Here is a 19,901-nt window from a genome sequence, read left to right on the forward strand (position 1 = left end):
CCCCCCCCCGCCGCTTTTCTATGCCATTGCGTGTTTTCTCTGGTAAACCAGCGCCGCCATCATGACCGCCGCGAAAAAGATCTGAAAGAACGGGTAGAGCCCCATGCCGCCGAGGTCGGCGATCCATCCGAACGCGATCGGCATCAGCAGCGTGGCGAGCTGCGAACTGCCCATCAAAAGGCTGACCGCGCTGCCCGTGTCCCCGATTCCAAAGACCTGCGGAACGTAGTGGATGAAGCAGGGGAAGACCGGCGCGCACCCAAACCCGAGGACCGCCATCGACGCGAGCACCGCGGTCCTTCCGGAGAGCAGGAACAGGGCAAGCGAGCCCGCGGCAATGAGGGCCTGACCGATGTGCATCATCCGCTTGTCGCCCAGCCGGTCGGATATGAACCCGCTCACGAACCTCCCCACCGTCATCCCGAGGAAGAGGCAGGTCGTCCCCAGCGCCCCGACGTCCTCCGGCAGCCCCTTCCGGATCGTGATGTAGCTGCTCGCCCAGAGGGCCGAGGTGGTCTCGATCGCCGTATAGCAGAAGAGCGCCGCGACCATGACGGGCATGCCCTTCAGCCGGACCGCCTCCCGCATGGGCTTCCGCCTCCCGCCCGCGGCGCTCACGTCGACGGACGGAATCTCCTTCCACCGGGAGCGGGAGGAGAGGAAGAGCAGCAGGACGCCGAACTGGATGGCGGCCAGCAGCAGATACCCGAAATTCCACGCTGCCCCGCCGGCGAGGCAGCGGCTCATGATATAGGGTCCCGCCGTGGCGCCGAGGCTCCACACCATGTTGAGCCAGTTCGCGTATTTTGCCCGCAGGTGCAGCGCCGAAAAGGTATTGATCGAGCAGAGGAAAAAATCCTCGCCGAACCCGAGCGGAATGCTGATGATGCAGAGCATCGCGTAGGACCGGCAGTTCGCGTACCCAAAGAGGCCCAGACATATGAGGACAAACCCAAAGGACGCGACCTTGTGCGTCCCGTACTTCCCGACCAGGCGGTCGGTGTAGACGCTGGCGACGACCCGGCCGGCGGCGATGATCATGTTCACATAACCGACGAGGGAGAGCGCCACGCCAAAGTCCCTGTAGACGATCGGCCAGACGGACCCCAGCACGGAGTACTGGAGTCCCGAGGCGGCAAATGTGATGAACAGTACGATCAGGAAATAAAGCGACATGTCGTCCCTCTTTCACACCACGATGGGGTCACGTGTCATTCCAAACGGGCGGTCCCGCCGTCCCCGCCGGGTTTCCCAGCGGGGACCCGGTCTCAGGCGTCGAGCGGAAGCGTTCCGAAGATGCGCATCTGCTCCTTTACCGCGGCCTTGCACGCCTCGTGTGCGGCGTTGATGAGCTCGATATAGTGAATCTTGCCGTGGAACTCCTTCAGCTTGGCGTCGATCGCGCCCGACGCCGCGAGCGAGAGGCCGGTGAAGAAGTTGATCTTGTTGATGCCGTGCGCGATCGCCGCGCGGAATTCCGACTCGGGAAGCCCCGAGCCGCCGTGCAGGACGAGGGGGATCTTGACGAGCTCACGGATCCGGTCCAGCCGCTCGGTGTCGATCTTCGGGGTCCCCTTGAAGAGGCCGTGCACCGTGCCGACCGCGACGGCCAGGGCGTCCACGCCCGTCTCCTCGACAAACCGCTTCGCATCCTCCGGCTTGGTGTACTGGGAGGCGTCCACGTCGCTGGCTTCCAGCTCCCCGCCCTCGGGGCTGCCCACGTGGCCAATTTCCGCTTCAACGCTCACGCCGCAGCTGTGAGCGATCCTGACGAGCTCCTTGGTGATGGCCATGTTCTCCTCCACCGGGAGCGCCGAGCCGTCGAACATGATCGACGTGCATCCGCCGTGGATGGCTTTGACACAGCAGGCGAAGCTGTTGCCGTGGTCCAGATGCAGGCAGACGGGAACCGTCGCCCTCTGGCAGCGGTCCAGCAGACGGTTGAAGTAAAAGCTGAGCTGCCGCTCGTCCCGGATGTCGGCGAAGAAGTTCGGGACCATCAGGATGACCGGGAGGCCCTCCTCCTCCGCCGCGGCGACAATGGCCTCCGTGAAGTTGTCGTCCAGCGTGTCGAACGCGCCTACCGCGTACTTTTTCTCCACGCTTTCCTCCAGGATTTCCGTTAATGTTACCAGTCCCATATTGATAGCCTCCTGTCATTTTACCGCTGTAGGGCGTCCATCCGCATTCCCGCGGTCACTTTCTCTCGTTGAACGCATACCGGAACACGATTGATTTGAGCTGCGTCACCTCGTCCATGACCCGCGAGAGGGATTCTCGACTGTTGCCGCTCATCTTCTTGCCGCCGCCGAACGGGAGCTCCGCCGCGCGGAAGTTGCCCGAGCCGTTGATGGCGATATGTCCGGTCTTCAGCCGCTTGGCGACCTGGAGGCAGGTGTAGATGTTCCGGGAGAAGAGCCCGCCGCCGAGCCCGTAATGCGAGCTGTTGGCGATCCCGACCGCTTCGTCGACCGTGTCGAAGCCGATCACCGGCCATACGGGACCGAACACCTCCATGTCGCGCGCGATATCCATGTCAGGCGCCACATCGGTAAGGATGGTGGGCTCGTAGAACGCGCCGCTGCGCTTGCCGCCGCGCACGATCCTGGCGCCCTGCGCGACCGTCAGGTTGACCTGCTCCTCCACCTGCCTGGCGGCCCTCTCCGAGATCATCGGGCCCATGTTGACCTTCGGGTCCATCGGGTCGCCGATCACGAGCTTATCCAGCTCGGCGCTGAGTCTGCGGATGAATTCCTCCTTCAGGGAGTTGTGGACGATGAACCGCTTGGAGCCCGTGCAGCACTGGCGGTTGTTCCGCGCCTGGTCCTCGGCCTCCTTGACCACCAGGTCCATGTCGGCGTCCTCGAACACGATGAACGGATCGTTGCCGCCGAGCTCGAACTTGTAGTCGGTGAGGTGCTTGGCGGCCGTCGCCGCGATGCTGAGGCCGGCGTCCGTGCTTCCGGTGAAGTTGACGCACGCGATCCGCGGGTCGTCGACGAGGCAGTCTCCCACAACGGAGCCCCTGCCGGTCAGACACTGTGCCACGCCCGCGGGGAGGCCCGCTTCGTGGAGCATTTCGTGCAGCACGAGAAGCGTCATCGGGTCATAGGAGGGCGCCTTGACCACGATTGTGTTGCCCGCGGCAAGCGCCGCGGCCGTCTTGAACGCCCAGATGGCGGGCGGGAAGTTGTAGGGGATGATGCAGGCGAGCGTTCCGAGCGGCTCGTGGATCGTGATTTGGAGGTCGTCGTCGTATCCCGGCTCCGTGCCGATCGGCATGGTCGATCCATAATAGTGCATCGCAACGTCGCACGCGCCGCGGTATACGTACGCCACGGAATCGAGCTCCCACACGGCCTCCTTCATGTACGGCTTGCCGGCTTCCTTGGCGAGGATCTCGCCCAGCTCGAGCCGTCTCTCCATCACCAGGTCGGCGAACCTGCGGAGGATGACGCAGCGTTCCCTGACCGGAAGCGCCGCCCAGGCCTCCTGCGCGGCGACCGCGCCGTCAACCGCCTTCGTGATGTCCTCCGCCGTGGCGGAGGGGACCGTATCGATTACCTGCAGCGTCGCAGGGTTGACCACGTTTTGGGTTTTGCCGTCGGAAGAATCGACCTTCTGACCGTTGATGATCATTTTCATAGCATAATCTCCTTCTATTTTCTGTGGTCGTCCAGGTAGTCCTGGACCTGCTGTTTGCTCTTGATCGCGCCGCTCGCGCCATACTGGCTGATCGCGATCGCCGACGCGGCCGACCCGAAACAGAGCGCTTCCTCCATGCTTTTCCCGTCCACGATCCCCGTGATGAAGCCGGCCACAAAGTTGTCCCCGGCCCCCAGCGTGTCGACCACCCGGTCGGCGATCGTGCCGACGCGGTATGTCCTGCCTTCCGAGCTTGCGAAGACGCCCTGGGCGCCCATCTTCAGGACGACCGTCTTGACGCCCCGCCTGTGGAATTCGTCCGCGATCTCCTCGGGAGAATCCTTTCCCGTGAAGTAGGACGCCTCATGATAGCTCGGGACCAGGTAATCCAGATATTTCATCGCGCCCGCGATATCCTTCAGGGACATCTGCGACTGGTCGAGGACCATGTCCGCCATCGTCAGCGCGCCCGCTTCCTTCGCCTTTTTCAGCAGCGCCGTCAAATCCGCGTCGGTCTGGCCCCTGCTCCAGAAGAGGCTTGCGACGGAAACCAGGCTGGCGCCTGAGAAATCGATGTTGAACACATCCGTGCTGTAGCGCATGTTCCCCGCAGCGCCGTTGCGGAGGGTCATGCATCCGTGCTCGCCGTCGGCCCCGACGGTGACGACCGTCGCCGTCGTGGGGTACTCCCGGTCCCGGACGACGCCGTCCGTCGGGATCCCGCAGCCCTCGATCAGGCTCATGAAGGCGCTGCCCAGCGCGTCGTCGCCGATCGCCGTGTAGAGCTTCACGTCGTTGCCCATGGCCGACAGCGCGACGGCCTCGTTGACCGCGTCCCCGCCCACATACATGTTGATGCTCTCGGCAAACTGCGTCATGCCGTCGGGCGTCCTGTCCGGGCCGTTCTTTACGATGATGTCGACAACCGCGTTGCCGACACAGATGACTTTTTTCATGAGGCGGCCTCCCCCTGTACAATCAATTCGGGCGGGAAGCCGGACGGCGTCCGGCTTCCCCGCTTTTTGCGGCTTCCGGTCAGTCCTCGCTGATTTTGAGCACCGCCTTGACCATCGACTGCCTCTTGCTGATGCAGTCCTCGAACGCCTGCATCGCATCGTCGAGCGGATAGACCTTGGAGACGATGTCCTTCACGTTGATCCGGCCGGCCGCGATCGCCTCGACGCAGGTGGGGTAGACGTTGCGGTAGCGGAAGTTGGTCATGAGCGTGAGCTCCTTGTCGCACATCTTCTGGAGATTGAGCGACGTCTCGCCGACCACGTTTCCGACCTGCATGATGACGCCGCCCTTTTTGCAGATGTAGACCGCGGCCTCCGCCGTATAGCGGCTGCCCGCCGTCTCGAAGACAAAGTCGGGGCCGATGCCGTCGTAATACTTGAGCACCTCGGCGACGGAATCCTTATCGGTGGTGTTGATGACGCGCGTCGCGCCGACCTCGAGGGCCTTTTCGAGCCTGATGTCGTAGAGGTCGACGGCGGTGATGTCCGTGATCCCGGCGGCCTTCAGCGACATGATCGTAACCAGTCCGATGCAGCCTGTTCCGAGCACGACCGCCGAGTCCCCCACGTGGATGCCCGACCGGACGACCGCGTTCATGCCGACCGCGAGCGGCTCCACCAGGGCGCCTTCCATCGTCGACACGTTGTCCGGGAGCTTGAAGCAGAGCTCCGCGGGATGCGTGATGTACTCCCTCATCGCGCCCTTCGTGCGCGGGGCCGAAAGGAACTCCATCTCCTTGCAGAGGTTGTATTTGCCCTTTTTGCACCACTCGCATTTGCCGCAGAAGGTCCCCGGCTCCACACAGACCCGGTCCCCGACCTTGAGATCCTTGACGCCGTCGGCCACTTCCACCACCGTGCCCGCGAACTCATGCCCGATGATGAAGGGGTAGACGTCCGGAAAGTCGGGCTCCCCGAAGGAATAGAAGTGAACGTCGGAGCCGCACACGCCGCAATATCCCACTTTCACCTTTACATATCCGGGCTTCATCTCCGGCATGGGGGTGTCCATAATTTCGATCTTCCGGTTCTCCATGACGACCGCTGCTTTGTTGACCATAGTATCTTCCCTTCCTTTATTATTTATTTTAAATATAATAATAAGTTGCTTAATACCCTGCTATAACTATACCAAAGAAACGTTAAATGTCAATATGCCGGCCCCCTTTATTTTTTGCTGAAATCGGATATGATTTTTGATCAAATCCATAAAACCTCTTAAAATCGCTGCATTTTAAGGGAAAAATATTTCTTCCTCTCTTGATTTCCATTTGCGATACTGCTATAATTGTGTCAAGTTTAATTTATTTTGTATTTATTATTAAGTAAATAATATATAGGCTTTACAGCGTTCCTCTTCCCGGGAACAAGAACGCAAACGCCATCATCCATGATAAAAAAGGAGAGCGAAACCATGAAAATGCTGATCAGCGGAAACTGGGTGGACGCCGCCAACCGGGCGACCATCGACGTCACCAACCCCTACGACGGCAAGCTGCTTGAGACGGTGCCCAACGCCGCTAAGGAGGACGTCGACCGCGCCATCGCCGACGCCGTCACGGCCCAGAAGCAGTGGAACCGGGTCATCGTCCGCGAGCGCGCGAAAATCCTGCGCAGGTATCTGGAGCTCCTCACGGAGTACCGGGACGAGCTCGCCAGGACCCTCACGCTCGAGACGGGCAAGCCGATCTTCGACTCCTACGGCGAGATCGACTCCGTCTACATGACCTTCGAGAGCTCCATCGAGATCGTCAAGCACCAATACGGGAAGACGATGCCCATGGGCATCGAGGGCGGCTACGACGACGACCTCCAGGTGACGGTGCACGAGCCCCTCGGCGTCATCGCCTGCATCGTCCCCTTCAATTTCCCCGCCGCCCTCTGGGCGTTTAAGGCGGGCCCGGCGCTGATGGCGGGCAACGCCATCGTCGTGAAGCCCGCGACCTCCAACCCGCTCACCGTCTTAAAGCTCATGGAGCTTCTGGTGGAGGCGGGCGTTACGCCGGGCGCCGTGCAGTGCGTCACCGGCCGCGGCTCCACCGTCGGCAACTGGATTTCCGACAATCCCGGCATCGCCCAGCTCAACCTCACGGGCGGCGTGGAGGCGGGCAAGGAGATCGCCCGGCATGCCGCCGAAAACCTCACCGCCTATAAGTTTGAGCTTGGCGGCAACGATCCGCTCATCATCTGTGCGGACTGCGACATGGACCTGGCCGTCAACGAGGCGGGCGACAAGACGCGGAACGCGGGACAGTGCTGCTCGGGCGCAAAACGGTTCATCGTCCACGAGTCGATCAAGAACGAATTTGTCACCCGGCTGATCGAGGAGCGCCTGAAAACGGTGAAGGAGGGCGACCTGATGGATCTCGAGACCGACTTCGGCGTGCTGATCAGCGAAGCGGCCGCCAAGGAGGTCGAGCAGCAGGTGCGGCACACCATCGGCCAGGGCGCCAAGCTGGTGTACGGCGGCGTCCGGAGGGGCGCGTATTACATGCCCACGGTGCTCGACAACTGCACGAAGGATATGGATATCTGCAAAAACATGGAGATCTTTGGACCGATCTTCCCCATCTTCACCTTCCAGACGCTGGATGAGGCGATTGAGATCGCTGAGACCTCCGACTACGGCCTCAGCTCGGGCGTCATCACGAACGACTTCCAGGACGCCATGAAGGTGGCCGCGAGTTTAAGAACGGGCATGGTCGCCGTCAACGGTTCCGGCGGGTTCCGCGCGCAGGAGCTGCCCTTCGGCGGCGGCAAGAAGATGAGCGGGAACAGCCGCGAGTGCATGTCCTCCGTCCTGGAAGAGGTGACCCAGGAGAAGTCCATCATCTTCCGGTACGCCATGAAAAAATACCACGAGTCCTGATCGCTCCGGCGCGCCGCGCCTCGACTGGGAAGGAGAAAGCTATGAAAGCGCTGTATTATGAAAAGCCGCTCAGGGAAAACGCGTCGATCCGCGAGATGCCCGATCCCGTCTGCGGGAGCCATGACATTGTCATCAGGGTGGTGAGCTGCAGCATCTGCCACGGCGTCGAGGCGGACCACGAGGCACCCGGCGGGAGCAGCTGCTCCGGGTATCCGCTGATCCCGGGCCATGAGTTCGCCGGCTATGTCCATGAGGTCGGCGACGCCGTCACGACCTTCCGGGTGGGCGACCGGGTCACCGCCGACAACACCGTTCCCTGCGGCGTCTGCCATTACTGCAAAAAAGGTGATTTCATCCACTGCCCGGACAAGCGGAACCTGGGGAACAAGGCGGACGGCGGCTTCGCGGAATATGTAAAGGTCGCCGAGGGCAAGGCGGTCCGGCTGCCGGATCACGTCAGCTTCAACGAGGGCTGTCTTTCCGAGCCTGTCGCCTGCTGCATGCACTCCATGGATCAGATGAACATCCGCTACGGCGACGACGTGCTCGTCATGGGCGCCGGCCCGATGGGCATGATCCTCGCGATGCTGGCGTCGCACAGCAACGCGAACCACGTCGTGGTCTGCGCGTCGTCCGCGGCCAAACTGGAAAAGGTCAAGGCGCTCGGGATCGAAACCGTTTTGATGGACCGCGGCGACTATTCCAAGCATGAGAAGGAGCTGCTTTCCCGCTATCCGCTCGGGTTCGACTGCCTCTTCGACGCCACGGGCGCCGAGGAGCTCGTCTACTCCACCCCCAGGCTCATGAAGATGGGCGGGCGGATTCTCGGCTACGGCTACTACCGCGGCGAGCGTCCGACGCTCCGCTTCCCCTTCAACGAGTTCTGGGACCGGGAGCTCACCTATTACTCCTCCCTCAGCCAGGTGGGCGATTTCGGCAGGGCGGTGGACGCCATCGCCGCGGGCAAGGTCAACGCACAGGCGCTGATCAGCGGCGAATACGACCTCGACCATTATTTCGACGGCCTCGACCGGGTGATGCACGAAAAGGACGTCATCAAGATCATCATCCATCCGAACGCCGGATAGGTCCCCCTACCCCGGAGGAACCCCCGGCAGGCACGGATTCCCGTTGCACAGGGCAATTACGGACGCGGACTCCGCGCCCGTAATTGCCCTGTCCGCGTTTCGCCGGAGACGGGCGGAAATGGAAGCGGGTCTCCGCCCCGGACGGCGCGGGGGCCCGCTTCCTTCCATTTTGGTCAGTCGAGGCGGACCGTCCTGCCCTGCCTCGCAGATTCATACATCGTTTCGATCACCCTGACCACGGCGGCGGCCTGTTCGGCACGCACCGCGTGCGGCCTGCCGCCCTCCAAATCGGTGAGCCAGCTGTCCATCTCCCGGACCGGCGCGAGGGAGAGCACCTCGTCGGCCATATCGCCCATCGGGATGAATTTTTCCGGGCCGTCGGGCGTGACCGTGACGAGCCGGTCGTATTCCGCCTTCACCAGCTTCCACCGGTAGGAGCCCGGGCCGTAGTCGCCCTGCAGCTGCTGCGCCCCGCCCTTTGTCCCGCACACCGTCACGCACGCTTCCCGCGCGTCGGGAATGTTGAGCGCCCAGGACGCCTCCACGCTGAGGAGCGCGCCGTTTTTCATGCGGATAAAGCCGAACGCCGAGTCCTCCACCTCGAATTTGGCGGGGTCCCAGGGGCCCCACACGTTGCCGGCCGGGTCGTCGACGAGGCCCTTGAACGCCGCGGCCGTGACCGACGCGATCTCATAGTTATCCATAAACCACAGGGCGAGGTCGATGGCGTGGGTGCCGATATCGATCAGCGGCCCGCCGCCCTGCGCCTCCATCGAGAGGAAGCGGCCCCATGTGGGGACCTTTTTTTCTGCGTGTGGCGTGCGCCTTCGCGTAGTAGATCTCCCCCAGATCGCCCGCGAGCGCGGCCGCGTGGACCGCCTGCGAGTCGTCCCGGAACCGATTCTGGTAGCCGACGGTGAGCTTCCTCTGGTTTTTCTTCGCGGCCTCCACCATCCTGCACGCGTCCGCGTAGCTTTCGGCCATCGGCTTTTCGCACATGACGTGCTTGCCCGCGTTGAGGGCCTTGACCGCGATCTCGCAGTGCGAATGGTTGGGCGTGCAGATGTGGACCGCGTCCACAGAGGGATCGTTCAGGAGCTCTTCAAAGTCCTCATAGACCTTCGCGCCGGGCAGCAGGTCCTTCCGGAGGCTGTATGCCGCCGCCGGCTGCATATCCGCCAGCGCGGTGATCTCGCAGCGGTCCGGGAACTGTAACAGCGCCCTTACGTGCTTCACCCGCGCGATCGAGCCGCAGCCGATGATCCCGATTCTCAGTTTTCCCATAACCAGCCTCCCATTCCCGGTGCTATTCCATCGCGAGGAAGCCGCCGTCGACACGGGCGCGCACTTGCTGATCTTCTGGCCGGTCAGATCAAACAAATTGAGCCTGTATTTCAACGTGCTTCCTCCCTGAATCTAAAATAGAGGGTCAGTCGAAGACCCTGTGCAGCAGGGCGGCGTCCCTCGCCAGCAGCTCCTCCGGGGCGCCCCGGCCGCATACGGACGCCTTGTCATAGACGCTTTCCAGAATCAGGCACCCCTTGTAATCGCTGTCGAGGATCGCCCGCGCAGTCCGGAAAAACCCGGAGGTCCCCTCCCCCAGCAGCGAGCCCGAGAGCATGGGGCCGACGCCGTCCTTCAGGTGGACGCCGCCGATCAGGTCGGCCAGCGCTGTAAAATACCGCGCCATGGACGTTCCGTCATACACATAGAGGTTCTGCGAATCAAAGAAGATCTTGACCATCGGGTTATCCACCGCGTCCAGGAGGTTGTGGACCTGCTCCACGCTCTGGTTGATCTCCAGATGGGTCTCGATCCCCTTCTCCGCGGCTTTTTCGCTGAACCGTCTGATATACGCCGCCGCCCGGTGGAAGGACGGCCCGTCGCAGATGCCGTTTTTGCCCAGCACGGGCAGCAAAAACGACTTGCAGCCAAATTCCCCGCAGAGGTCGATCGTCCGGTCGACCAGTTCGGCCGCGATCCGCTCCTCCTCCGCGCCCTGCGGCATCGTAAAGCTGTACTGGTCCACAAACTGGGGGGACAGGGAACAGATTTCCACCCCATATTCCGCGCTCCCCTGCCGGTACGCCTCGATCACAGCCGGACTGCCGAGACCCTTTCCGTCCAGCACCTCCTCGCCGACGCCAAGCTGTAAGCAATCGAGCTTATGTTCCGCGGCGACCCGGCAGAGCTCTCTACCCCGCGCTTTCAGGGACCACTCGCACACACCGTATTGAAATCTTCCCATTGTCCCACTCCTCATCCTTTCGCGGCTTCGGTGAACAGCTTCAAATACCACTCGGTGATCGGATACGGTTTTTCCAGCGCGGCAAAGGCCGCGTCCGGCGTAATCGTCGCGATATCCACGCCCAATACGGCCGCGGCCGTCATGTCCTGCGCGCGTTCCGTCGCCGCGGCGAGGACCTTCGTATGCGTGCCCGCCACGACGGCCACGATCGCGTCGAGGGTGTCCATCCCGCTGTAGCCGATCTGCCCGATGTCGCCGACATAGGGGGCGACGTAGTCGGCGCCCGCCGCGGACGCGAGGAGCGCCTGCGCCGCGGTCGTCACGGTGGTGATGCAGATCTCGTTATCAAACAGTTTTTCCGCGCGGATTTTGTGAAACGCCCGGAACCCCTCCACGCAGGCCGGGATCTTGACGACCACCCTCGGGCTGATGGCCGCGTAGGCTACGGCCATCTCCACCATCCCGCCGCAGTCCATCGCGTTGGCCTGCGCGAATACGGGGTAGCCGGGGAACGCCCGGCAGATGTTGGCGATCGTCGCGGCAGGCGGCGCGGACTCCCGGGCGAGGATGGCGGGATTCGTCGTGATCCCGCTGAGGACCCCCAGCTCATCCATTTTTTTGAGCGTCTCAATATTGGCGCAGTCTGCGTAAAGCAGCATCAGATTTTCCCTCCCGTGTAGTGGTCCAATTTTTTGACAAGCTCGCGTGAAAGGTCCCTGAGGTCCCAGATGGGGAGGCACTCCCCGATCGCCTGAACCTCCTCGAGTTCACGGAAGACGTCCTGCGGGAGCGGCCCCTTTTCGGCCGACTCGATGTTCTGCCGGACGTGGGCGAGCTCCCGCGCGCCTGCGACGTGCGTGGCGATCTCCTTGTGGTTTATGATATACCGGATCGTCAGTTCGGGCAGGGAGAAGCCCGTCTCGTCGGAAATCCGGTAAATCCGTTCCAGCTTCTTCACGACGTTTTGGACCCGTTCGTCCTCGATCGGCTTTAGAAGCTCCATCCACCTCCGGTCCTTGACGATCAAAAACGGCGTGTTCTGCCCGAAGCCGCCCCCGAGCGCGACGCCCACGCCCTGCTCCACGCACGCCGGGATGAGCTCGTCGTAGATGGGCTTTGAAAGGAGGCTCATCCCCCCCGCGGGGAGCACGAAATCGAACTTGCCCGACTTCACAAGCCGGGCGAGGCCGTGGTAGTCCCATCCGCCGAAGCCGACGCTCCTGACCAGGCCCTCCTTCTTCGCCTCGAGCAAAAACTCGATCGCGGCTCCCGACGCGGTCTCATAGTCGATCTGCCACTGCGGCCAGTCGGGCTCGTGGATATTGAAGATGTCAATGACGTCCTTCTGCAAAAGCCACATGCTGTGCTTGAGCGCCCGCATCATTTTGACCGGGTCCACGAACGCCTCGGCGCAGGTCTGCCGCACCGTGTTGGCGTACTCCTCCTTGACCGACCTTTCGAAGTAGCCCATCTTCGTCGAGCAGCACAGCCGGGGATTATCCCGGTGGCGCGCGAGCGCCCTGCCGAGCAGCTCCTCGCTCTCCCCCCAGCCGTACATCTCAGCGGTGTCGTAATAGGTGATCCCGTTGTCCATGGCGTAGTCCAGAATCTCATACGCCGCGTCCTGCATCACGTTGAATTCTTCCGTGAACTGGTAGCATCCCAGACCGAGAACGGAGACGTCCATTCCCGTTTTTCCCAACCTGCGTTCAATCATTTTGCGGCTCCTATCGATACGAATTCATCATCGAAAGCGCTGCCAGCCGGCCCGGCAGCCGTTGACGGGCTGCTCCGGGCCGGCCGGTGCTGCGGGGGCTTCGGATCAGGCGATCCCCCCGTCGTACAGATCCACGAGCGCCTTCTCGAGTTTTTGATAGTCTTCGGGCCTCAGCGGCTGGAACGGCTTGATGCAGTTGCCGCAGTCGATCCCCTGGAGCTTGAGCACGCCCTTGATGGCGGGGAAGATCCCGATTTCGAGAAGGGTCCTGATCATCCCGTTGCCCTTGCCCTGAAGGTACCTCGCCCGCTCCATGTCCCCCGCGTCAAACGCCTTTTTGAGCTGGACGAACACGTCGGCCATGATCGAGAAGGTGCTGCCGATCGACGCCCTGATGCCGACGGAAAGCGCCGGAAGCAGGATTTCGTCATGCCCGTTGAACACGGCCTTGTCCCGGCAGATCCTCACCAGCGCCTCCGTCTGCATGAGATCCATGGTCGTCTGCTTGACGCCGACGATCCCATCGTGCGCGAGCAGCTCGACCAATTCCTCCGTCCCGAAGGAGACGCCGCTCATTTGGGGGATGTTGTAGAGGATCACCGGCATACCGGAGGCCTCCGCGATGTCAAAATAGTACTGCACGATCTCCCGCCTGGAGTAGGAGAAATAAAAGGGCGGGACCGCGGAGATCGCCGCGACGCCGCATTCAGCCGCCGCGTTCGCCATCTTGATGCTGGCTCTGGTCGAGAAGGTCCCGATGTTCGCGATGACGTCGCACCTTCCGTCCACGATCGCGCAGACGGCTTTGATCAGCTGCACCCGCTGCTCATCCCGCAAAAGAAAGGACTCGCCGGTGCTGCCGCTGACGTAAAACCCCGACACCCCCTGCCCGATGGTCTTTTCGATCACCTGCGCCAGGGCCTTTTCATTGATTTCCTCATCCTCGTCGATCGGGGTGATGATCGCGGGATAAATTCCCTCAAACTGTTTCATCATTCCGTTCCCTTTTACCGGTCCAGCTCAGGAAGCAGGACGACCTTCGCCGCCTCCCGGTTGGTGAACATCTCAAAGCCCTCCCTCCATTTGGAGAGCGGCAGCTTGTGGGTCACGATCGGGTCCATGTTGACCCGCCCTTCGCGGTAGAGGGCCAGCGTGTTCCGCCAGGAGGTGTGGTCGTAGCCCATGTGCCCGATGAAGGTGACGCCCTTGTGGCCCATCAGGTCCGCGGGGTCCTCCTCATAGGAGACCGCCGTCCGGGTGTAGCCCACCATGATGAACGCGCCGCCCGGACGCAGCATCCGCACCGCCTCCGGCAGGATGTTGGCGGAACGCGACGCGCAGTTGATCACGGCCGCGACCCCGTCTTCCCCGCAGATCTCCTTCACCTTCCCGACGATGTCCGGGTCGTCCGCCATCAGGATGTCGGTGGCGCCCAGCTCCTCGCAGATCGGGTTCCTCGTGGGGGCGCTCCTTCTGGTGCCGATCACGATGATCCGCGCCACGTTGATCAGCCGGGCGATCAGCACGCTGAACAGCCCCAGCGGGCCGTTGCCGTAGATCACCACGTTGTCGCCCGGCAGGACCTTCGCCTCCTGTACAATGGCCTTGTACGCGTTGCAGATGGGGTCCATGACCGCCGCGTGCTCAAACGGCATGTTGTCGGGAATCCGGCGGATGCTGGCGGGGTCCCGCTGGAGGACGACCCCCGGAATCCGCACGTACTCGGCCATGCCGCCGTCCATGTCGCCGCCGATGCCCTTGCGCTCGGGGCAGAGCAGGAAATTGCCCGTCTCGCAGGCCGGGCAGTGGCCGCACACGTAGCCGGTGTTGTCCGACATCACCCGGTCGCCGACCTTCCAGTCGGTGACGTTTTTCCCCACCTCATAGACCTCGCCCGCGAATTCATGCCCGATGACCATCGGGTAGGTGTAGTTTTTGTATTTCGCCTCATCCGGGCCGTACAGGAGCGGCATATCCGAGCCGCAGATGCCCGCCGCCTTCACCTTGAGGACAATGTCGTTGTCGCCGCACACCGGGTTGGGGACGTCCGTGTACTCCAGATGGAACGGTCCGTACGCTGTTTTTGCAACCGCTTTCATTTCTTTACCTCCTATGTCTTCCTGGGACTTATGACGAAACTGCATCAACAGTTTGTTTTCCTGGTCGGTTTCTCTTGCAATACTTATTATTTTGTCTTATAATAATATCTAGAATAATCGCGAAGGTGAATGATATGAGTAAAGTCAGTACCGTCAATCAGGTGAAGGAGCACAACATCGCCCTGGTCCGCGACGTCATCCACAGCTCCGTGGAGTTCACGAAGCATTCCGTCGCCCAGGCCACGGGGCTCAGCATCGCCACCACGAACAGCATTCTCAACATGCTCTGCGAGGCCGGGGAGATCGTGGCCATCGGCAACGTCTCCTCGACGATCGGCCGCCCCGCCGCCAAATACGCATACAACCGGGATTACGCCCACATCTGCTGCGTCTTCCCCTCGTCCGCCGGGAGCCAGCGCTACCTGTTCTATTCGGTGTTCGACCTGCTCGGCAACTCGGTCGAGCAGAACCAGGTGTGGCTGGAGGACGTGACCTACGAAAGCTTCGAGGAGCTGCTCAGCTCTCTGCTCGAGAAGGACCCCAGCATCAAAAAGGTCAGCATCGGTATCCCCGGCTATTACGACAACAACCACATCCACTCCTGCACCATGACGGGCCTGAACGGCTGCGACCTGACCGGGAAGCTCAGCGAGCGGTTCCCCTGCGAGTTTCTCATGGAAAACAACATGAACGCCATCGCCTACGGCCTTTACGACGCCAGGCGGGAGCATGGCCACGCCCCCACCGCGCTCGTCGTCGTCTCCTTCTTCGAGGGCAGCGGCCCCGGCTCCGGGATCATCATCGACGGCAAGATCTATCTCGGCAAGAGCAATTTTGCGGGGGAGGTGGTCTTCCTGCCCTACCAGGACGGCAACATCTACGACCTCGTGAACCAGGGGTCGGAATCCATCGTCAAAAGCACCGCGCAGGTGGTCAGCTCTTACTGCGCCATCCTGAACCCCGAGACCTGCGTCCTCACGGGGGAAAACCTCAGCGCGGACATGTGCGGGCCGATCCTCGACCGCTGCAAGCACTTTATCCCGGAGCAGCACCTGCCCGAGCTGCTGTATGTATCCAACTATAACCAGTACTACCAGAACGGGCTCTTCCGGATCGCGTTAAACAACCCCTACCATTGACCGCCCCGGAAGAGAGATGACGCTGTCAAGGGAACACCGAAACATTTCATTGACAGCGTCACCGCAGCACCGGGGGCCGTGATTTCGCAACCGGAATCCCCCGCCGCTTGAAACGCCGGAACTTCTCCCGCCGCACCGATGACGACGGCTCAGGCCGTCGCCATCGGTGCGTTTTTTTGCCATGTGGGAGGACCGGCTATTTTGTGCGCGCCCGGTTTTGCAATCAGGCGTCAGATTTTCTCGTCGTACTCGTTGATGAAGTCCATGTTCAGCTTCAACCCCAGACCCGGAAGGTCGGGGATCGTCATGAAGCCGTGGTCCGGCTTCGGCGCGTCGAGATAGGTGTCGGCCGTGATCCCCTCGAACAGCTTGAGCCTCTCGAGGAAGGGCGCGTTGCCGAACGCGCTGACCAGGTGGATGTGGATGTTTTCCATCGCGTGCGGGGCGAACTTCACGTTGAACGCCTGGGTGAGCGCGCCGATTTTCAGCATCTCGGTAAATCCGCCCGCGCGGGTCCCGTCCAGCTGCACGATGTCCGCGCAGCCGTTGACGAGAAGGTCCCTCGCCCCGTACTTGGTATATTCCTGCTCGCCGGTCGCGAGCGGGAGGTCCGTGGAGTTCTTAAATTTGACGAGGCCCGGGATGTCGTCGGCAAAGACCGGCTCCTCGAGAAACATGACGTCGTAGTCCTTGACCCGGTTGGCGAACCGCGCGCCCGTCGCCGCGTCCCAGCAGTTGTTCGCGTCCAGCATGATGCCGATCTCCGGCCCCACGGCCTCGCGCACCTTGCGGACCCGCTCCAGGTCGCGGTTGGTGTTGTGCCCGCCCTCCACGCCGACTTTGAATTTGATCTTCGAGTATCCGTCGGCCTTGACCAGATTGACCATCTCTTCCACGAGCTCCTCGTCCGAGTAGGAGGTCCACCCGCCGCTCCCGTAAACGGGAATTTTGGTCTCGGCGCCGCCGAACATCTTATAAAGAGGCATGTTGAGGATCTTGCCCTTGAGGTCCCACAGCGCGATGTCGATCGCCGAGAGGGCGCAGAACATCAGGCCTTTGCGGCCCACGCCGCGGAGGTAGGCCACGAGTTCGTTCCAGATGGCCTCCGTCTCAAACGGGTCCCTGCCGATCAGCTTGGGCCTGATGTTCTTTTCAATCATCAGCTTGGTGGCCTCGCCGCCGACCTCGTGGTAGGTTACGCCAAAGCCCTCGATTCCGTCGTCCGTCGTAAGGCGGACGATTGTGAAGCCGACGGTCTCGACCTTTCTTGTCGCATCCGCAAAGCCGCCTGAAATCGGCTTGGATACAAGATGCACTTTAATATCCCGAATCTTACTGTTTTGCATATCATATCTCTCCTGTACGATTAAACTGCCTGGACGGTTCTGGCCTTCCTGTTGCTTGCATAGGCGTCGAGGGCGATTGCAAACAGCAGAACGCCGCCGCGGACAATGTACTGGAACGCCGGGTCAAGGTTCATCAGGCTCATGCCGTTGTCGAGCGCCGCCATGATCAGCGTGCCGGCGACGGCGCCGGCCACGGTGCCGCGTCCGCCCGTGATCGCGGTGCCGCCGACCACGCAGCCCGTGATGGCGGTGAATTCATACCCGTTGCCGCCCGCGGTGGTCGCCGCGCTCAAACGCCCCACGTATACGAGGGCCGCCGTCGCAACCACGACCGCATGGAGGACATAAAGCTTTAAGAGCTCCTTGGAGACGTTGATGCCGGAGAGGGCCGCCGCGTCCTTGTTGCCGCCGATTGCGTAGACGTACCGGCCGAACTTGGTGTTGTTGCTGACGTACGAAACGATGATCGTCAGCACAAACAGGATGATCATCGCATAGGCAAAGCCCTTGTAGCTGTAGAGGATGACCGTGACGGCCGCCGCGAGGATCGCGATGAGGGCCATCTTGGGAACGAGCTTCATCCAGTTTTTCTCGCTGAGGCCCTGCTTGATGCTCTTCTTTTCCTTCGCCACCGTAAAGGCGATGTAGGCGATGATAATCAGGGCGCCCAGAATCAGGGTGGTGTCATTGTGCGTCCCGCTGATCGAGGGCATGTAGCCGTTGCCCATCTCCGCGATGATCCCCTTGACCGGGCCGACCATGCGCCCGTCGCTGATATACTGGTTGATCCCGAGGAAGACCAGCTGGGTGGCCAGGGTGATGATGAACGCCGGCAGCTTCATGTAGCCGACCCAGAAGCCGTGCCACAGGCCGGTGATAATCGCGATTGCAAAGACGATCAGGACCACCACGATCGACGGCACCGAGCCGTAGTTGACCTGGATCAGCGCCGCGACCATCGCGAGCATGCCGAGGTAACGGCCCGCGGAAAGGTCCGCGTTGCCCGTGATGATGACCAGGCACATGGTGATGGCGATGATCGAGCATGTCGCACCCTGCATCAGGAGGTTCGACAGGTTGCGGACAGTCAAGAACATGCCGCCCGTAAAGATCTGAAAGAGCCCGAAGATAACGATTGCCTCCAGAACCAGGCTGTTCTGGTAAAACAGGGCAAACAAGTCGACTTTTTTCTTGGTTTTCGTCATGTCGTAACGCCTCCCGTTGCAGCCAAAGCCACATCTTCCTGAGTGATATTTCTCGCCGAATTATCAAATTCCGCGCTGATCCTGCCCTCCCGCATGACGTAGATGCGGTCGCTTATCCCGAGAATCTCCGGCAGCTCGGAGGAGATCATGATGACCGCGATCCCCTGGGCCGCCATCTGGTTGATCAGCTGGTAGATCTCCGTCTTGGCGCCGATGTCGATGCCCCTGGTCGCCTCGTCCAGAATCAGGACCTTCGGCTCCGTCATGAGGGCCTTGGCCAGGCAGACCTTCTGCTGGTTTCCGCCCGAGAGGTTGCCCGCCCTCTGGAGAATGGACGGCGTCTTGATCCGCAGCTTTTTGACCATCTCTTTCACTTTGCCGTACTCTTTGTCGCGGTTGATGAAAAGGCCGTTGCTGATGTACTTGTCAAGGCTGGAGAGCGAAGCGTTATAGGCGATGTCCGAGGTCAGGACAAGCCCGTAGCGCTTGCGGTCCTCCGAGGAATAGAACACGCCGGCCTTGATCGCCTCGTTGGAATTCTTGAAGCGCTGCCTCTGCCTGCCCCTGTATTCGAGCTTTCCGGTGATGGCGTCATCGAGCGCGCCGAAGATGCTCATCCCCAGCTCGGTGCGTCCCGCGCCGATCATTCCCGCTAGGCCGATGACTTCGCCCTCGCGGACCTCGAGGTTGATGTCTCGGACGATCCATTTGTTGTTGATGCCGTCGAACACCGCCCAGTCGGAGACCTTCAGCGCCACCTCCCCGATCGGGCAGCTGCGCGGCTCGAAAAGGGTCTTGAGTTCACGGCCGACCATGCCGCTGATCAGCGTGTCCTGGGAATATTCCTTCGCCGGCCTGGTTTCCACCGTCTGGCCGTCGCGCAGGATTGTGACCGTATCGGCGATGCTCAGGACCTCGCCGAGCTTGTGGGAGATGAAGATGATGCTCATCCCCTTATCCCGCAGGCCGCGGACCAGCTCCAAGAGGTTTTCGGAGTCGTCCTCCGGCAGCGGCGCCGTCGGCTCGTCAAGGATGAGGATTTTGCAGTTTTTGTTGAGCGCCTTGGCGATCTCCACAAGCTGCTGCTGCCCGATGCCTAAATTTCCGACCCTCGTCTTGGGGTTCACCTTCAGTTTCAGCTCGTCGAGCAGTTCCTTTGCCCTGTCATATTCGTAATCCCAGTCGATGAGACCGCTCTGGCAGACCTCATCTCCCAAAAAATATTTTCACATACAGTTAAGGTTTGGATCAGGCCGAGCTCCTGGTGGATGATTGCGATGCCGGCCGCTTCGCTTTCTTTGATGCCTTTGAAGCTGACTTTTTCTCCATTCAGAATGAGTTCGCCTGAATAATCGGTATACTCACCGCTCAGGACCTTCATAAGGGTTGACTTACCTGCGCCATTTTCGCCTACAAGTGCATGGACTTCCCCGCGCCGGACGTCAAACGTAACGTCGTCCAGGGCCTTGACTCCAGGGAACAGTTTTGTGATGTGATTCATCTGCAGGACATAATCTTCCATATATGTG

Annotated in this window: 19 protein-coding genes; 3 read left to right on the plus strand and 16 right to left on the minus strand. The window is 61.4% G+C overall.

The annotated features are described in order from the left end of the window. Positions 1 to 18 precede the first annotated feature (18 nt). The 5 genes from NE609_RS12145 to NE609_RS12165 form a co-directional block, all read right to left on the minus strand. Positions 19 to 1,176, minus strand: coding sequence for a sugar MFS transporter (locus NE609_RS12145; protein WP_256152647.1), 1,158 nt, complete (start codon positions 1,174 to 1,176; stop codon positions 19 to 21). Between the two features lie 92 nt (positions 1,177 to 1,268). Next, positions 1,269 to 2,141: a class II fructose-bisphosphate aldolase gene (locus NE609_RS12150; protein ID WP_256152648.1), complete on the minus strand. Its 873-nt coding sequence runs from the start codon at positions 2,139 to 2,141 to the stop codon at positions 1,269 to 1,271. A gap of 55 nt (positions 2,142 to 2,196) precedes the next feature. Next, on the minus strand, positions 2,197 to 3,645 hold the full coding sequence (locus NE609_RS12155) for an aldehyde dehydrogenase (protein ID WP_121587318.1): 1,449 nt from the start codon (positions 3,643 to 3,645) through the stop codon (positions 2,197 to 2,199). A gap of 14 nt (positions 3,646 to 3,659) precedes the next feature. After that, a complete protein-coding gene (locus NE609_RS12160) occupies positions 3,660 to 4,601 on the minus strand; it encodes a carbohydrate kinase family protein (RefSeq protein WP_256152649.1) in 942 nt (313 codons plus the stop codon). 79 nt (positions 4,602 to 4,680) lie between these two features. Then, positions 4,681 to 5,721, minus strand: a complete 1,041-nt coding sequence (locus NE609_RS12165) for an NAD(P)-dependent alcohol dehydrogenase (RefSeq protein WP_256152650.1) — start codon at positions 5,719 to 5,721, stop codon at positions 4,681 to 4,683. Between the two features lie 354 nt (positions 5,722 to 6,075). On the opposite strand from NE609_RS12165, the gene NE609_RS12170 reads away from it, so the two are divergent. Continuing rightward, positions 6,076 to 7,530: an aldehyde dehydrogenase gene (locus NE609_RS12170; protein ID WP_256152651.1), complete on the plus strand. Its 1,455-nt coding sequence runs from the start codon at positions 6,076 to 6,078 to the stop codon at positions 7,528 to 7,530. A 41-nt stretch (positions 7,531 to 7,571) separates the two neighbouring features. After that, positions 7,572 to 8,618 carry an alcohol dehydrogenase catalytic domain-containing protein gene (locus NE609_RS12175; protein ID WP_256152652.1) on the plus strand — a complete coding sequence of 349 codons (1,047 nt, stop codon included), beginning with the start codon at positions 7,572 to 7,574 and terminating at the stop codon, positions 8,616 to 8,618. A gap of 173 nt (positions 8,619 to 8,791) precedes the next feature. Here NE609_RS12175 and NE609_RS12180 read toward each other — a convergent pair whose 3' ends face one another. The 7 genes from NE609_RS12180 to NE609_RS12210 form a co-directional block, all read right to left on the minus strand. Further along, positions 8,792 to 9,391, minus strand: coding sequence for a Gfo/Idh/MocA family protein (locus NE609_RS12180; protein WP_256152653.1), 600 nt, complete (start codon positions 9,389 to 9,391; stop codon positions 8,792 to 8,794). Beyond that, positions 9,315 to 9,902, minus strand: a complete 588-nt coding sequence (locus NE609_RS12185; protein ID WP_256152654.1) for a Gfo/Idh/MocA family protein — start codon at positions 9,900 to 9,902, stop codon at positions 9,315 to 9,317. Before NE609_RS12185 ends, NE609_RS12180 begins: the two co-directional genes overlap by 77 nt. Before the next feature lie 145 nt (positions 9,903 to 10,047). Next, positions 10,048 to 10,866, minus strand: coding sequence for a sugar phosphate isomerase/epimerase (locus NE609_RS12190; RefSeq protein WP_256152655.1), 819 nt, complete (start codon positions 10,864 to 10,866; stop codon positions 10,048 to 10,050). Positions 10,867 to 10,877: 11 nt separating this feature from the next. After that, positions 10,878 to 11,525, minus strand: coding sequence for a transaldolase family protein (locus NE609_RS12195; protein WP_256152656.1), 648 nt, complete (start codon positions 11,523 to 11,525; stop codon positions 10,878 to 10,880). Further along, positions 11,525 to 12,583 (minus strand): aldo/keto reductase, encoded by a 1,059-nt coding sequence (locus NE609_RS12200; RefSeq protein ID WP_256152657.1) that lies wholly within the window; start codon positions 12,581 to 12,583, stop codon positions 11,525 to 11,527. The genes NE609_RS12195 and NE609_RS12200 overlap by 1 nt, the downstream gene beginning before the upstream one ends. A 105-nt stretch (positions 12,584 to 12,688) precedes the next feature. Then, positions 12,689 to 13,576 (minus strand): N-acetylneuraminate lyase, encoded by an 888-nt coding sequence (locus NE609_RS12205; RefSeq protein WP_256152658.1) that lies wholly within the window; start codon positions 13,574 to 13,576, stop codon positions 12,689 to 12,691. 14 nt (positions 13,577 to 13,590) lie between these two features. Then, positions 13,591 to 14,682, minus strand: coding sequence for an alcohol dehydrogenase catalytic domain-containing protein (locus tag NE609_RS12210; RefSeq protein ID WP_256152659.1), 1,092 nt, complete (start codon positions 14,680 to 14,682; stop codon positions 13,591 to 13,593). Positions 14,683 to 14,816: 134 nt separating this feature from the next. On the opposite strand from NE609_RS12210, the gene NE609_RS12215 reads away from it, so the two are divergent. Continuing rightward, complete coding sequence (locus NE609_RS12215) at positions 14,817 to 15,821, plus strand: ROK family protein (RefSeq protein ID WP_256152660.1); 1,005 nt, start codon at positions 14,817 to 14,819, stop codon at positions 15,819 to 15,821. A 230-nt stretch (positions 15,822 to 16,051) separates the two neighbouring features. Here the strand turns inward: NE609_RS12215 and NE609_RS12220 are convergent, their stop codons facing one another. The 4 genes from NE609_RS12220 to NE609_RS17840 are packed head-to-tail and all read right to left on the minus strand — an operon-like array spanning position 16,052 to position 19,894. Continuing rightward, the gene (locus NE609_RS12220) at positions 16,052 to 17,167 is read right to left on the minus strand and encodes a mandelate racemase/muconate lactonizing enzyme family protein (RefSeq protein ID WP_256152661.1); all 1,116 of its coding nucleotides are present in this window, start codon (positions 17,165 to 17,167) and stop codon (positions 16,052 to 16,054) included. A 20-nt stretch (positions 17,168 to 17,187) separates the two neighbouring features. Next, entirely contained in the window at positions 17,188 to 18,372 is a 1,185-nt protein-coding gene (locus NE609_RS12225; protein WP_121587305.1) for a sugar ABC transporter permease, read from the minus strand. Continuing rightward, positions 18,369 to 19,589: a sugar ABC transporter ATP-binding protein gene (locus NE609_RS12230; RefSeq protein ID WP_370867164.1), complete on the minus strand. Its 1,221-nt coding sequence runs from the start codon at positions 19,587 to 19,589 to the stop codon at positions 18,369 to 18,371. Before NE609_RS12230 ends, NE609_RS12225 begins: the two co-directional genes overlap by 4 nt. After that, positions 19,508 to 19,894, minus strand: coding sequence for an ATP-binding cassette domain-containing protein (locus NE609_RS17840; RefSeq protein WP_370867165.1), 387 nt, complete (start codon positions 19,892 to 19,894; stop codon positions 19,508 to 19,510). Before NE609_RS17840 ends, NE609_RS12230 begins: the two co-directional genes overlap by 82 nt. Between the last annotated feature and the right edge of the window lie 7 nt (positions 19,895 to 19,901).

Origin of the sequence: Anaerotruncus sp. DFI.9.16 (genome assembly GCF_024461615.1) — a bacterium.
Taxonomy (GTDB): Bacteria; Bacillota; Clostridia; order Oscillospirales; family Ruminococcaceae; genus Anaerotruncus; species Anaerotruncus massiliensis.